The sequence below is a fragment of the Roseixanthobacter pseudopolyaromaticivorans genome, assembly GCF_043195145.2.
Classification (GTDB): domain Bacteria; phylum Pseudomonadota; class Alphaproteobacteria; order Rhizobiales; family Xanthobacteraceae; genus NCEH01.
Genome location: NZ_CM195539.1, coordinates 4,690,154 through 4,703,985, shown reverse-complemented (window position 1 = coordinate 4,703,985; position 13,832 = coordinate 4,690,154). Strand labels below are relative to the sequence as shown.

The window sequence follows — 13,832 nt, the reverse complement described above, 5'->3', positions numbered from 1 at the left end:
ATGCACGACGCTACGGCAGCTTCCCACAGGGCGGCGCGGGCTTTTCGCGCATCGCGGGCGGTGCGCCCGCACCTGCACTCCACATGACATTTTTATGTCGTCCCGACCCCGCGCCGCGCCCGCAAAATCCCGTCCCAAGCCTTGTGTTTCTTCACTTTTCACCGGGCAAGTGTTGACGGCGGGACCGGCCGTCCGCATGGTGCGGCCGCGCTTACATCTGGGCGTTGACGAGGAGTATTCCCCATCATGAGCCAATGGCCGGTTCACGCGAAAATCGATGGACCCATTGTGATGATCGGCTTCGGGTCGATCGGTCGCGGCACGCTGCCGCTTATCGAGCGTCACTTCGAATTCGACAAATCCCGCTTCGTGGTTATCGACCCCGTGGACAAGGATCGTGCTCTGCTGGACGCGCGCGGCGTGCGCTACATCCAGTCCGAGGTGACGGCTGAGAATTATCGCGACCTGCTGACCCCGCTGCTGACGGCGGGCGGCGGGCGCGGCTTCTGCGTCAATCTCTCGGTGGACGTGTCCTCGATCGCGATCATGGAACTGTGCCGGGAAATCGGCGCGCTCTATGTCGATACGGTCATCGAGCCCTGGAAGGGCTTCTATTTCGACAACACCCTCGGCCCCGAGGCGCGCTCCAATTACGCGCTGCGCGAGGGCCTGCTGGATGCGCGCCGGCGTTCGCCGGGCGGCCCCACCGCCGTCTCCACCTGCGGCGCCAATCCGGGCATGGTGTCCTGGTTCGTGAAGCAGGCGCTGCTCAACATCGCCGCCGATACCGGGCTGGACCGGCCGGAGCCCGCCAGCCGCGAGGAATGGGCGCAGCTCGCCCGCGCCCTCGGCGTGAAGGGCATCCACATCGCCGAACGCGACACCCAGCGCGCCCGCGATCCCAAGCCCGCCGACGTGTTCGTCAACACCTGGTCGGTGGAAGGCTTCGTCTCCGAGGGCCTGCAGCCGGCGGAACTCGGCTGGGGCACGCACGAGAAGCAGCTTCCCCCGGACGGGCGCACCCATGCGAGCGGCTGCGGCGCCGCCATCTATCTCATGCGGCCCGGCGCGGACACCCGCGTGCGCAGCTGGACCCCGACCCCGGGGCCGCAGTTCGGCTATCTGGTCACGCACAATGAGGCGATCTCGATCGCCGACTATCTCACCGTGCGCGACGGGGCGAACGTGCTCTATCGCCCCACCTGCCATTATGCCTACCACCCCTGCAACGACGCGGTGCTGTCGCTGCACGAGATGTTCGGCAATGGCGGCGTGCAGCAATCGTCCTGGAAGATCCTCGACGAGAACGAGATCGTCGACGGCCGCGACGAGTTGGGCGTGCTGGTCTATGGCCATGCCAAGAACGCCTATTGGTACGGCTCGCACCTCTCCATCGAGGAAGCGCGCGAACTCGCGCCCTATCAGAACGCCACCGGCCTCCAGGTGACCTCGGCCGTGCTCGCGGGCATGGTGTGGGCGCTCGAAAACCCGGAAGCCGGCATCGTGGAAGCCGACGAGATGGACTTCCGCCGCTGCCTCCAGGTGCAGGCGCCCTATCTCGGCGAGGTGAAGGGCACCTATACCGACTGGACCCCGCTCACCAAGCGCGTGGACCTGTTCCCCGAGGACATCGACCGCGAAGACCCCTGGCAGTTCAAGAACATCATCGTGCGCTGACCGCGAGGTCGCATCATGCGCTGACCGCGGCGGCAGCGAACCGCCGCCGCTCGAACGAGGCCCTCCCCGCCGGGGAGGGCCTTTTTCTTTTCCCGCCCGCCCGCTCCTCACCGCAACGTGCACGGCGGGCGGGGAGAATGTGGCGCGGCCTGTGCGCTCCGCCATTTTTATGCCGTCGCGGCAGGTGCCATAATCGGATATTGGCTGAAGCGCAGTCGCTTATCCCAGCCTCCGGAGCCGCTGATGCATGTGAAGGTCCGCCTCGCCGCCCTCCTCGTTTCCCTCCTGCCCGTTCTGGGCCTGCCGGGGACGATCCGCGACGCGGCCGCGCAGGGCGCCTCGACCCCGGCCGCAGCACCGGCCGACGCCGGCCCCTTCCGTTTCGCGACCTCGCTGATGGGCACGCCGAAATATCCGGCGGATTTCAAGCATTTCGACTATGTGAACCCGGACGCGCCCAAGGGCGGCACCGTGCGCCTGTCCGAGAACGGCACCTTCGACAGCTTCAACGCGATCATCACCCGCGGCACGCCGGGCGCGGGGCTCGGCCTGATCTACGATACGCTCACCACCCAGTCCCGCGACGAGGTGGCGACCGCCTATGGCCTGATCGCGGACGGCATCCGCTTTCCGCCGGATTTCTCCTCCGTCACCTATCGCCTGCGGCCGGAGGCGAAATGGCATGACGGCACGCCGATCACCCCCGACGATGTGATCTGGTCGTTCGACGTGCTCACCAAGAACAATCCCGGGCAGGCCTTCTATTATCGCCACGTGAAAGAGGTTCAGAAGACCGGCGAACGGGAGGTGACCTTCACCTTCGACCAGGGCGGCAATCGCGAACTGCCGCAGATCGTCGGCGAGATGATGGTGCTGCCCAAGCATTGGTGGACCGGCACCGACGGCACCGGCAAGAAGCGCGACATCACCCAGGGCACGCTGGAGGCGCCGCTCGGCTCGGGTGCCTACAAGATCAAGTCCTTCGTGCCCGGCCGCACCATCGTGTACGAACGGGTGAAGGATTATTGGGGCGCGAACCTGCCGGTGAATGTCGGCACGAACAATTTCGACGAGATCCGCTACGAATATTATCGCGACGACACGGTGGAGCTGGAAGCCTTTAAGGCCGACCAATACGACTTCCGTGTCGAGATCTCGGCCAAGAACTGGGCCACCGCCTACGACTTCCCGGCCAAGACCGACGGCAAGGTGCTGCTCGAAACCTTCGAGAACCGCGCCTCCGGTGTCATGCAGGCGTTCGTGCCCAATCTGCGCCGGCCGAAGTTCCAGGACCCGCGCGTGCGCCGGGCGCTGAACTATGCGCTCGACTTCGAGGGCATGAACAAGACTCTGTTCTTCGACCAGTACGAGCGGGTGAACAGCTATTTCAGCGGCACGGAGCTGGCCTCCTCGGGCCTGCCCGCCGGGCGCGAGCTGGAAATCCTCACCCCGCTGAAGGACAAGCTGCCGGCCGAGGTCTTCACCAAGCCCTATGTCAATCCCGTCAACGGCACCGACCAGGACCGCCGCAGCAATCTGCGCATGGCTGCCGACCTGCTGAAACAGGCGGGATATGTGGTGAAGGGCAAGCAACTGGTGGACGCCTCAGGCGCGCCCTTCACCATCGAGATCCTGCTGACGAGCCCCTCCTTCGAACGCGTCGCCCTGTTCTACAAGCCGGCGCTGGAACGCCTCGGCATCGGCGTCTCGGTGCGGATGGTGGATACCTCACAATATATCAACCGCATCCGCTCGCGCGATTTCGACATGATCGTCGCGAGCTGGGGCCAGTCGCTCTCGCCCGGCAATGAGCAGCGCGATTACTGGGGCTCGGATTCCGCGACGCGCGACGGCTCGCGCAATTATGCCGGCATCTCCAATCCGGCCATCGACGCGCTGATCGAGAAGGTGATCTACGCCACCAGCCGCGAGGATCTGGTGGCCGCGACCCACGCACTCGACCGCGCGCTGCTGTGGAACGACTATGTCATCCCCGCCTGGACGCTGCGCTACACCCGCACCGCCCGCTGGGACCGCTTCAGCCATCCGGAAAAGCTGCCGCGCTATTCCTATGCCTTCCCCGAAATCTGGTGGTGGGACGCGGCCAAGGCGGCGAAGGTCGGGACCCGCGGCCAATGAGCGATTTCGATCGCCGCACCCTGTTGCGCCTCGCCGCCGCCGGCGGGGTCACGCTGCTCGCCCGGCCGGCGTTCAGCCAGACCCAGGCCACGCCCGACGGCAAGACGGCGGCGGAGGCGGAAGGCGGCGCATCGTCCGCGCCAGGGGTGGAGCGACACGGCATCTCCTCCTTCGGCGAACTGAAATATCCCAAGGACTTCAAGCATTTCGACTATGTGAACCCGGACGCCCCCAAGGGCGGCACGTTTTCGCAGATCGGCCCGACGGCGGCCTATAACCAATCGTTCCAGACCTTCAACTCGCTCAACGGCTACATCCTGCGCGGCGATGGCGCCCAGGGGCTGGCGCTGATCTTCGACAGCCTGATGGCCCGCGCCACCGACGAGCCGGATGCGCTCTATGGCCTCGTCGCTTCCGGCGTGACCATCGGGGATAGCGGCCAGCTCTACACCTTCCGCCTGCGCCCCGAGGCGCGCTTCCACGACGGCACCCCGCTGACGGCGGAGGACGTGGCCTTCTCGCTCAACACGCTGAAGGCGCAGGGCCATCCGCTGATCCGCCAGGCGCTGCGCGAGTTCACCGGCGCCGAGGCGGGCGGGACGGGCACCGTGAACCTGCGCTTCACCGCGCAGCGTCCGCGCGACGTGCCGCTCTATGCCGCGAGCCTGCCGATCTTCTCCAAGGCCTATTATACCAAGCACAAGTTCGAGGAGACGACGCTGGAGCCGCCGCTCGGCAGCAGCGCCTACAAGATCGGCCGCTTCGAATCCGGCCGCTATATCGAATACGACCGGGTGAAGGACTATTGGGCCAAGGACCTGCCCGTGAACGTAGGGCGCAACAATTTCGACACCCTGCGCTTCGAATATTTCCGCGATCGGGATGTCGGCTTCGAGGCGTTCAAGGCCCGCGTCTATCTGTTCCGCGAGGAATTCACCTCGCGCGCCTGGTCCACCCAATATGATTTCCCCGCACTGCGCGACGGCCATGTGAAGCGCGACGTTCTGCCGGACGAGACCCCCTCGGGCGCGCAGGGCTGGTTCTTCAACACCCGCCGGCCGAAATTCTTCGACCGCTCGGTGCGCGAGGCGATCTCGCTCGCCTTCGATTTCGAATGGACCAACAAGAACCTGATGTTCGGCCAGTATGAGCGCACTTGGTCGTTCTTCCAGAATTCCGACCTGATGGCGCAGGGCAAGCCTTCGCCGGCGGAAGAAAAGCTGCTGCGCCCCTATGCCGAGCGCCTGCCGCAGGATGTGTTCGAGGAGGCCTATGCGCCGCCCGTCACCGACGGCTCTGGCCAGGACCGCGCCCTGCTGCGCCGCGCGGCCGCCTTGCTGAAGGAAGCCGGCTATACCATCCAGCAAGGCAAGCTGGTGGACGGCAAGGGCCAGCCGCTGCAGATCGAATTCCTGGACGACGAGGGCTCGTTCGAGCGCCACACCGCCCGCTTCATCGGCAATCTGAAGCTGCTCGGCATCGACGCCACCTATCGCATCGTCGATCCCGCGCAATATCAGGCGCGGCTGAAGGATTTCGACTTCGACATCGTGGTGCGCCGCTATTCGGTATCGCTCAATCCTGGCGAGGAATTGCGCGCCTATTTCGGCAGCGAGGCGGCGCGCACGCGCGGCTCGAACAATCTCTCCGGCATTTCCGATACCGCCGTGGACGGGCTGATCGACGTGGCGCTGGGCGCCCAGACCCGTCCAGACCTTGTCACCGCCTGCCGCGCGCTCGACCGGGTGCTGCGCGCCGGCCGCTATTGGGTGCCGCAATGGAACAAGGCCTCCCATTGGGTCGCCTATTGGGACCTGTTCGAGCGCCCCGCCGTGAAGCCGAAATATGATCGCGGCGTGCTCGACACCTGGTGGCAGAAGCCGGCATCCTCCCTGCCGCCCGTAAAGGGCGGTTGACGCCGCCCGCCAGAGCCCGCACCGTCGGCCCGAACCTGGAGACCCGATGCTCGCTTATATCATCCGCCGTGTCGCGCTCATGATCCCGACCATCCTCGGCATCATGCTGGTTTCGTTCGTGGTGGTGCAGTTTGCGCCGGGCGGCCCGGTGGAACGGGTGATCGCGCAGCTGACCGGCGACGGCGCCTCCGCCACCTCGCGCATTTCCGGCCAGGGCGGCGATTTCGCCGGCGGCGCCACGTTGCCGGGCGGCGGCGGGGCGGATGCCTCGGCCTCGAAATATCGCGGCGCCCAGGGGCTGGATCCGAAATTCATCCAGGAGCTGGAGAAGCAGTTCGGCTTCGACAAGCCGGCCTATGAGCGCTTCTGGCTGATGATCAAGAATTACGCGACCTTCGATTTCGGCCGCTCCTATTTCCGCGACATTCGCGTCATCGACCTGATCGCGGAGAAGATGCCGGTCTCGATCTCGCTCGGCCTGTGGATGACGCTTTTGACCTACGCCATCTCGATCCCGCTCGGCATCTCCAAGGCCATGCGCGACGGCTCGCGCTTCGATGTGTGGACCTCGGCGGTGATCATCGTCGGCTATGCCATCCCGTCCTTCCTGTTCGCCATCCTGCTGATCATCCTGTTCGCCGGCGGCTCGTTCCTGGATTGGTTTCCGCTGCGCGGCCTCACCTCGGACAATTGGAGCCAGATGTCCTGGCCCGCGCGCATCGCCGATTATGGCTGGCACCTGGTGCTGCCGCTCACCTCCATGGTGCTCGGCGCCTTCGCCACCATGACCTTGCTGACCAAGAATTCGTTCCTGGAAGAGATCCGCAAGCAATATGTCACCACCGCCCGCATGAAGGGGCTCTCCGAGCGCAGCGTGCTCTATCGCCACGTGTTCCGGAACGCGATGCTGATCGTCATCGCCGGCTTTCCCGGCGCCTTCATCTCCGCCTTCTTCACCGGCTCGCTGCTGATCGAGACCATCTTCTCCCTCGACGGGCTCGGCCTGCTGGGCTTCGAGAGCGTGCTGAACCGCGATTATCCGGTGGTGTTCGGCACGCTCTATATCTTTTCACTGGCGGGCCTCGTGGTCGGCCTCCTGTCGGACCTCACCTACATGCTGGTCGATCCGCGGATCGATTTCGAGACGCGGGACGTCTGAACCATGACGGCCCTGCCCACCCTTCCCCAGACCGCCCCCGCCACCCCGCCGGCCCCCATGCCGACGGCGAAGCCGACCAAGCGGCCCTTCTTCTCGCCGCTCAACCGGCGGCGCATCGCCAATTTCCGCGCCAACAGGCGCGGCTGGTGGTCCTTCGTGCTGTTCATGATCCTGTTCGTGCTCAGCCTGTTCGCGGAATTCATCGCCAACGACCGGCCGATCGTGGTGCGCTTCGATGGCGCCTATTATTTCCCCGTGCTGACCGCTTATCCCGAAACCACGTTCGGCGGCGATTTCGAGACCACGGCGGATTATCGCGATCCCTATCTGCGCAAGCTGATCGACGAGAAGGGCGGCTGGATGATCTGGCCGCCGGTGCATTTCAGCTATTCCACTCACAATCTGGACCTGCCGACCCCCGCCCCCTCGCCGCCCACCTGGATGCTGAGCGAGGAGCAGTGCAAATCGGTGGCCGAGCGCAAGGGCGTCTCCGGCTGCTCGGGGCTCGAATACAATTGGCTGGGCACCGACGACCAGGGCCGCGATGTGCTGGCACGCCTGATCTACGGCTTCCGCATCTCGGTGCTGTTCGGGCTCGCGCTGACCCTCGTCTCTTCCGCCATCGGGGTCGCGGCAGGCGCGGTCCAGGGCTATTTCGGCGGCTGGGTGGACCTTCTGTTCCAGCGCTTCATCGAGGTGTGGACCTCCATCCCCTCGCTCTACCTGCTGCTCATCATCTCCTCGGTGCTGGTGCCCGGCTTCTGGGTGCTGCTGGGCATCCTGCTGCTATTCTCCTGGGTCTCGCTGGTGAGCCTGGTGCGGGCGGAATTCCTGCGCGCGCGCAATTTCGAATATGTGCAGGCGGCGCGCGCCTTGGGCGTGAACAATTTCACCATCATGGTGCGGCACCTTTTGCCCAACGCCATGGTGGCGACGCTCACCTTCCTGCCGTTCATCCTCTCCTCCTCGGTGATGACGCTGACCGCCCTGGACTTCCTCGGCTTCGGCCTGCCGCCCGGCTCGCCCTCGCTGGGCGAACTGCTCTCGCAAGGCAAATCCAACGTCCAGGCCCCCTGGCTGGGCCTTGCCGGCTTCTTCACCGTGGGATTGATGCTGAGCCTTCTGATCTTCATCGGCGAGGCGGTGCGCGACGCCTTCGACCCGCGCAAGACCTTCGGGTGAGGTGTGGTAGGATGCACGCCATGGAGATGAAGCTATGAACAGGATCGTGCGGGAGCATTATCCCGTGGAGAAATTGCCGGAGGATCTGCGGGACGGATTGCCTGCGGGCGTGACGGTGACAGTAACGGTGGAAGACGAAGGCGGACGTAGGGATACGATCGAGCCGTCTTTAAGGGAAGTCGCTCGCAATCCCAAGCGAATGACCTTTGCCGAAGCGCGCGCTCTTGCGCAAAGGGCCATGCCCATCGGAGACGATGCTGTCGAACGCATCAGAAAGCTGCGCGATGAGTGGGATACCTGATCCGCAGGACGAAGCGAGGATCTATCTCGACACTAATGTATTTATTGATGTTTTCGAGGGGCAAGGGCCGATTTCGAGGGCGCTCGAAGCGCTCTTCCTTGCGGAAGGCGATTGGAAACTGCAACCGCTCGTTACCAGCGAGCTGACTCTCAGTGAGCTATTGGTCAAGCCGCTGGAAACCCGCAGGGCCGAGTTGGTGAGCGTCTATGACAATTGGACCATCACGAACGATCAGATCGAAGTGGTGCCAGTTGTTCGTCGTGTCCTGCATACGGCGGCGGAAATTCGGGCCAAGGAGAAATCCATGAAGCTTCCCGATGCGATCCATGTCGCCAGCGCCGTTGCAGTGGGGTGCCGGTTCTTTCTCACCCGAGATACAACGCTTTGGACTCCCCCCGAAATCTCCAAGGTCCTCACGACCGAGGACAATGTCTGGCGGCTCTTTAAGGAGATTTCGGCGCGTGCCCACTGATCCCCTCCTCTCCGTGCAAGACCTGTCCGTCGCCTTCCGCCGGGTGGGCGGGGATTTTCTGGCGGTGAAGAACGTCTCGTTCGATGTCGCGCCGGGCGAGACGGTCGCGCTGGTCGGCGAGTCCGGCTCGGGCAAGTCCGTCACCGCGCTCTCGGTGCTCAAACTCCTGCCCTATCCGGCCGCGAGCCATCCCACCGGCAAGATCCTGTTCAAGGGCCGCGACCTGCTCACCTTGCCGGAGCGGGAGTTGCGCGGCGTGCGCGGCAATGACGTGACCATGGTGTTCCAGGAACCCATGAGTTCGCTCAACCCGCTGCATACCATCGCCCAGCAGATCGGCGAGATGCTCATCCTCCATCGCGGCATGGGCGGCACGCAGGTGCGCGAACGCACGCTGGAATTGCTGCACGAGGTGGGCATTCCCGATCCCGAGCGGCGGCTGTCGGATTATCCCCACCAGCTCTCCGGCGGCCAGCGCCAGCGCGTCATGATCGCCATGGCGCTCGCCAACGAACCGGACCTCTTGATCGCCGATGAGCCCACCACCGCGCTGGACGTCACGGTCCAGGCGCAGATCCTCAAGCTGCTGAAGGATCTCCAGGCGCGCATGGGCATGGCGATGCTGTTCATCACCCACGACCTCGGCATCGTGCGCAAGATCGCCGACCGGGTGTGCGTGATGAGCAAGGGCGAGATCGTCGAGCAGGGCGGGGCGGAGGAGACCTTCCTCCATCCCAAGCACCCCTACACCCAGGCGCTGCTGCATGCGGAGCCCAAGCCCGATCCCGCCCCCGCCGCGCCGGACGCGAAAGTGGTGGTCTCGGCGCAGGACCTGAAGGTGCATTTTCCCATCAAGCGCGGCATCCTTCGCCGCACCATCGGCTATGTGAAGGCGGTGGACGGGGTCACGCTCGACATCCACGAGGGCGAGACCCTGGGCGTGGTGGGCGAATCCGGCTCGGGCAAGACCACGCTCGGCCTCGCTCTGCTGCGCCTCATCTCGTCCAACGGCCCCATCGCCTTCCTCGGCAACCGCATCGACGGCCTGCGCTTCAAGCAATTGCGGCCCCTGCGGGCGGACATGCAGATCGTGTTCCAGGATCCCTACGGCGCGCTCTCCCCGCGCATGTCCATCGAGGACATCGTCGGCGAGGGCCTGCGCGTGCACCAGAAGGGGCTCGACGCCGACGCGCGCGAGCAGCGCGTGATCGCCGCGCTCGCCGACGTGGGCATCGACCCGGAAAGCCGGCACCTCTATCCGCACGAATTTTCCGGCGGCCAGCGCCAGCGCATCTCAATCGCGCGGGCGATGGCACTCGAACCCTCGTTCGTGGTGCTGGACGAGCCCACCAGTGCGCTCGATATGCTGGTGCAGGCGCAGATCGTGGAATTGCTGCGCGCCCTGCAGCGGCGCCGGTCGCTCACTTATATGTTCATCTCCCACGACCTGCGGGTGGTGTCCGCGCTGGCGAGCCGCATCCTGGTGATGCGCAACGGCAAGATGGTGGAGGAAGGCCCGGCGCGAGAGGTATTCCAAAACCCGAAGGAAGCCTATACCAAGGCCCTGTTCGCCGCCGCCTTCAATCTGGAAACCGCCCAGCCGGGAGTGACCGCGCAATGACCGAGCCGAGCAGGACCGCGCCCCCGCGCGCCCATGGCGATGCGGCCGCGCAGGCCGAGGTGTCCCCGCCCCATCTGCTGGGCAAGGGGTTTCGCGACTATCTGCGCTATGAGGTGAAGCTGCATCACGAGCCGGGCGGCGCGGCGGAGACGTCGCAACGCGATATCGTGGTCGGCGGACGGGTGGTCGGGGTGCTGTGCTTCGATCCGGCGCGCGACCGCGTGGTGCTGATCCACCAGTTTCGCCTCGCGGCCCATCTCGCCACCGGCCTCGGGCGGATGGTGGAGATCGTCGCCGGGCGGGTCGATCCCGGCGAGGCGCCGGCCGCCGCCGCCCATCGCGAATGCCTGGAGGAGATCGGCGTCGCGCCGACGCGCCTGGAAGAGCTGTTCAAATTCATGCCGACGCCGGGCGTGACCGACGAAATCTGCACGCTCTACCTCGGCATCGTGGATTCCCACGCTTTGCCCGCCCGCGCGGGCCTCGCCCATGAGCACGAGGTCACGGCGCCCTTCACCTTGAGCCTGGATGATGCGCTCGGCATGCTCAGCCCCGGCTGCGTGATGAACGGCTATACCCGCATCGCGCTGCAATGGCTGGCGCTCAACCGCGCGCATCTGGCCGAGCTCGCGGCCAAGGCCCGGGCCGAAGCCTGAGCTTCGCCCCCAAGCTTCGCCCCCAAGCCTCACCTCGTGCCGCGGCGCTAAGCGCCGAAGCCGAGTTTCGCGAGTTCGCGCTCCAGGGCGGCGCTCACCAGCACCCCCTCCTGCGCGGCATGGGCGCGGGCGGCGATGCGGCGCGAGCCGGGCAGGCGCGCGCCCTCCTGGCCCTCGATGGCTTCCACCAGCCGCGCCAGATGGTCGAGATAGCCAGGGCCGCCCAGCGCGCCGGGATTGATCGCCACCAGGGTCTGGCCGATGGCGGGCGGCGGGCCTTCGCCGTCGAAGAAGGACGGGGCATCGATGGCGAAAGTGGCCGCGTTCAGCGCGGCGGAGAGCACCTCCACCATGAAGGCGAGCGCCGTGCCCTTGGCCTCGCCCATGGGCACCATGGTGCCGGCCAGACCCGCCTTGGCGTCGGTGGTGGCGCGCCCCTCGGTATCCAGCGCCCAGCCCTCGGGGATCGGCTCGCCCTTCTGCGCGGCGGCGAGGATATAGCCGCGCGCGACCTTGGAGACGGACAGATCCACCACCGCCGGCGGCCGGTCCAGCAGCGGGGTCGCGAACGCGATGGGATTGGTGCCGAACACGGGGCGCCGTCCGCCCCAGGGCGCGATGGAGGCGGGCGCATTGGTGAAGGCGAGCGCGATCAGCCCCGCCTCCGCCATGCGCTCCACCGGATGGCCGGCGACGCCGAAATGACTGGAGCGGCGGATGCCGGCAATCGCGATGCCCATTTCCTTCGCCAGCGGCACGAGGTGCTGTTCCGCGAGCCGCACGGCGGGATAGGCAAAGCCGTTGGCGGCATCGACGCCGACCACCGAAGGCGCGGCCTTGCGGTGCGTGGGCACGGCATGGCCGTCGATCTTGCCGGCGAGCGCCTGGAGGCCATAGCTCGGCAGCCGGGCGAGCCCGTGGCTGGGCAGGCCGTCGGCTTCCGCCGCCACCAGCGCCTCGGCGACCACGGCCGCGTTTTCCGCACTGGTGTTGAAATGCTGGAGCGCGGCGGCGGCATAGGCACGCGCGCCGTCCATATCGAGCCTGCGGCCCTCGGTCATAACGGGTCTTCTCCTTCAGGCCGCGCATCGAACCGTGTGAGGTCGAAGGCGGCGACATCCTCAAGCAGGGCGACGAAGGCGCGGGCACCGAACTCCGCCGCCGCCGCGCCCTTTTCCGCGCTGGCCGGGCGGGCATCGCCCATGGCGCCGGCGGGGCTTAGATCCTCGCTCATCCAGCCGAAGCCGACGGGATGGTTGGCGCGCAGCTGGGTGAACTGGCGTTCCATGGCGATGCTCCAGGGCGCGAAGTCGCGCGCCTGCGCCATGTCCACCAGATCGGGGCGGAAGGCGAGCATCAGCGAGGTCTCGATATCCCCGCCATGGATGCCGTGCGCCCGCTCCTGCGGCGCGAACAGCCCTTCCGGATAACCGAAACGGTGCATGGAGACGTTCACCGCCAGCATCTTGTGGCGCACCCGAAGCGTGCGCGACACGAGATCCATCACCGGCACGTTGCCGCCGTGGGTGTTGAGCAGCACCAGGCGGCGGATGCCGGCGCGGGCCACCGCATCGCCGATCTCTGTCCAGGCGCGCAGCGCGGTTTCCGGCGACAGGGTGAGCGTGCCGGTGAAGGAGAGGTGCTCGTCGGACTTGCCCACCGCCTGGATGGGCAGGAACAGGGCTGTTAAGTCCGGGCGCAGCAAGGGCAGGATGCGGTCGATATAGCCCTGGGAAATGAACGTGTCCGTGCCGAGCGGCAGATGGGGCCCATGCTGTTCCACCGCCGCGACCGGGAGGATGGCGATCGCCGCCGCGCGGTCCAACGCCGCGAGCGCCGGCGACGACAGCGCGGCCCAGAATCGGTGTGTCATGGAAGAACCCGTGGGGTCATGCCGGTGTCATCGTGGTCGCGGGGCGGGCGCCTGGGGCGGCGCGCCCGCGTTTTCGGCGCGGACATTAGGAGCGTGTCTGCTGCACCGCAAGCACGCCGGCGCGGCCCTTGTCTCCCAATCGGCACAAGACCTTCGCAAAATTGTAAGCCGGCGCGTGGATAAGGTAGGCTGCGCGCGGCAATCGACGGCCTGCGGACGATTGTGCTGGGGCGCGCCAGGGGGTTGGGATGAAGGATCCGATCGCAAAGACCATCGGCTACCGGCTCACACATACGGCGCGGCTGCAAAAAGCCCTGTCCGCGCGGCTGCTGGCGGATCTCGGATTGTTTCCGGGGCAGGAATCGGTGCTGAAACTGCTGATCGACGAGGACGGCCGCACCATGGGCGATCTCGCCACGGCCTTGCGTGTGCGCCCGCCCACGGCCTCCAAAACCATCGCCCGCCTCACGACGCAGGGCCTGGTGGAACGCCGCGCCACCGACGGCGACGGGCGCCTGGTGCGCGTGTTCCTCACCGCTGCCGGCCGCGACAAGGGCAGCGCCATCGACCATGTCTGGGAAACCCTGGAAAACGAGATGGTCGCCGGCCTCGAAAGCAAGGAGCGCAAGCGCCTGCGCAAATTGCTGCGCAAGGTGGAAAAGAACCTCGCGCTGCGCCTCGGGGCCGATGGCGGCGCGGACGATGACGTCGAGCCGGCGGACGACGAAGACGACAATTGAGCGCCGTCCCCGGCCGCGAGCTGAGCCCGGCGGTTGCTGGGCGGCTCTTGCCGGGGAGAGGTTGCAGATCTGGTCTTGCAGGGCAGAGCTCACTGG

General features: G+C 66.3%; 12 protein-coding genes. 10 read left to right on the top strand and 2 right to left on the bottom strand.

Features of this window, described 5'->3' with window-relative positions:
- Window positions 1-246: 246 nt before the first annotated feature.
- From V5F68_RS21910 to V5F68_RS21870, 9 genes are all read left to right on the top strand, one after another.
- Window positions 247-1,677 carry a homospermidine synthase gene (locus tag V5F68_RS21910; RefSeq protein ID WP_394015291.1) on the top strand — a complete coding sequence of 477 codons (1,431 nt, stop codon included), beginning with the start codon at window positions 247-249 and terminating at the stop codon, window positions 1,675-1,677.
- 243 nt (window positions 1,678-1,920) lie between these two features.
- Window positions 1,921-3,816, top strand: a complete 1,896-nt coding sequence (locus V5F68_RS21905; RefSeq protein WP_394015292.1) for an extracellular solute-binding protein — start codon at window positions 1,921-1,923, stop codon at window positions 3,814-3,816.
- Complete coding sequence (locus tag V5F68_RS21900; RefSeq protein WP_394015293.1) at window positions 3,813-5,732, top strand: extracellular solute-binding protein; 1,920 nt, start codon at window positions 3,813-3,815, stop codon at window positions 5,730-5,732. Before V5F68_RS21905 ends, V5F68_RS21900 begins: the two co-directional genes overlap by 4 nt.
- 46 nt (window positions 5,733-5,778) lie before the next feature.
- Window positions 5,779-6,891, top strand: coding sequence for a microcin C ABC transporter permease YejB (locus tag V5F68_RS21895; RefSeq protein WP_394015294.1), 1,113 nt, complete (start codon window positions 5,779-5,781; stop codon window positions 6,889-6,891).
- A gap of 3 nt (window positions 6,892-6,894) precedes the next feature.
- Window positions 6,895-8,073 carry an ABC transporter permease gene (locus V5F68_RS21890; RefSeq protein ID WP_394015295.1) on the top strand — a complete coding sequence of 393 codons (1,179 nt, stop codon included), beginning with the start codon at window positions 6,895-6,897 and terminating at the stop codon, window positions 8,071-8,073.
- Window positions 8,074-8,107: 34 nt separating this feature from the next.
- A complete protein-coding gene (locus V5F68_RS21885; RefSeq protein ID WP_394015296.1) occupies window positions 8,108-8,374 on the top strand; it encodes a hypothetical protein in 267 nt (88 codons plus the stop codon).
- The gene (locus V5F68_RS21880) at window positions 8,328-8,846 is read left to right on the top strand and encodes a type II toxin-antitoxin system VapC family toxin (RefSeq protein ID WP_394015297.1); all 519 of its coding nucleotides are present in this window, start codon (window positions 8,328-8,330) and stop codon (window positions 8,844-8,846) included. The genes V5F68_RS21885 and V5F68_RS21880 overlap by 47 nt, the downstream gene beginning before the upstream one ends.
- The gene (locus tag V5F68_RS21875; RefSeq protein WP_394015298.1) at window positions 8,836-10,467 is read left to right on the top strand and encodes an ABC transporter ATP-binding protein; all 1,632 of its coding nucleotides are present in this window, start codon (window positions 8,836-8,838) and stop codon (window positions 10,465-10,467) included. Before V5F68_RS21880 ends, V5F68_RS21875 begins: the two co-directional genes overlap by 11 nt.
- A complete protein-coding gene (locus tag V5F68_RS21870; RefSeq protein ID WP_394015299.1) occupies window positions 10,464-11,123 on the top strand; it encodes an NUDIX domain-containing protein in 660 nt (219 codons plus the stop codon). The genes V5F68_RS21875 and V5F68_RS21870 overlap by 4 nt, the downstream gene beginning before the upstream one ends.
- 47 nt (window positions 11,124-11,170) lie before the next feature.
- On the opposite strand, the gene V5F68_RS21865 is transcribed toward V5F68_RS21870, so the two are convergent.
- Complete coding sequence (locus V5F68_RS21865; protein ID WP_394015300.1) at window positions 11,171-12,184, bottom strand: Ldh family oxidoreductase; 1,014 nt, start codon at window positions 12,182-12,184, stop codon at window positions 11,171-11,173.
- Window positions 12,181-12,996 (bottom strand): creatininase family protein, encoded by an 816-nt coding sequence (locus V5F68_RS21860; RefSeq protein ID WP_394015301.1) that lies wholly within the window; start codon window positions 12,994-12,996, stop codon window positions 12,181-12,183. The genes V5F68_RS21865 and V5F68_RS21860 overlap by 4 nt, the downstream gene beginning before the upstream one ends.
- Before the next feature lie 248 nt (window positions 12,997-13,244).
- Here V5F68_RS21860 and V5F68_RS21855 point away from each other — a divergent pair, with 248 nt between their 5' ends.
- Entirely contained in the window at window positions 13,245-13,736 is a 492-nt protein-coding gene (locus tag V5F68_RS21855; RefSeq protein ID WP_348845623.1) for a MarR family winged helix-turn-helix transcriptional regulator, read from the top strand.
- Window positions 13,737-13,832: the final 96 nt, after the last annotated feature.

What these genes read in the sequence shown, in the direction of transcription:
- V5F68_RS21910 (WP_394015291.1), top strand. Translation starts at nt 247, where the DNA reads ATGAGCCAATGGCCGGTTCACGCGAAAATCGATGGACCCATTGTGATG.
- V5F68_RS21905 (WP_394015292.1), top strand. Translation starts at nt 1,921, where the DNA reads ATGCATGTGAAGGTCCGCCTCGCCGCCCTCCTCGTTTCCCTCCTGCCC.
- V5F68_RS21900 (WP_394015293.1), top strand. Translation starts at nt 3,813, where the DNA reads ATGAGCGATTTCGATCGCCGCACCCTGTTGCGCCTCGCCGCCGCCGGC.
- V5F68_RS21895 (WP_394015294.1), top strand. Translation starts at nt 5,779, where the DNA reads ATGCTCGCTTATATCATCCGCCGTGTCGCGCTCATGATCCCGACCATC.
- V5F68_RS21890 (WP_394015295.1), top strand. Translation starts at nt 6,895, where the DNA reads ATGACGGCCCTGCCCACCCTTCCCCAGACCGCCCCCGCCACCCCGCCG.
- V5F68_RS21885 (WP_394015296.1), top strand. Translation starts at nt 8,108, where the DNA reads ATGAACAGGATCGTGCGGGAGCATTATCCCGTGGAGAAATTGCCGGAG.
- V5F68_RS21880 (WP_394015297.1), top strand. Translation starts at nt 8,328, where the DNA reads ATGCTGTCGAACGCATCAGAAAGCTGCGCGATGAGTGGGATACCTGAT.
- V5F68_RS21870 (WP_394015299.1), top strand. Translation starts at nt 10,464, where the DNA reads ATGACCGAGCCGAGCAGGACCGCGCCCCCGCGCGCCCATGGCGATGCG.
- V5F68_RS21865 (WP_394015300.1), bottom strand. Translation starts at nt 12,184, where the DNA reads ATGACCGAGGGCCGCAGGCTCGATATGGACGGCGCGCGTGCCTATGCC.
- V5F68_RS21860 (WP_394015301.1), bottom strand. Translation starts at nt 12,996, where the DNA reads ATGACACACCGATTCTGGGCCGCGCTGTCGTCGCCGGCGCTCGCGGCG.
- V5F68_RS21855 (WP_348845623.1), top strand. Translation starts at nt 13,245, where the DNA reads ATGAAGGATCCGATCGCAAAGACCATCGGCTACCGGCTCACACATACG.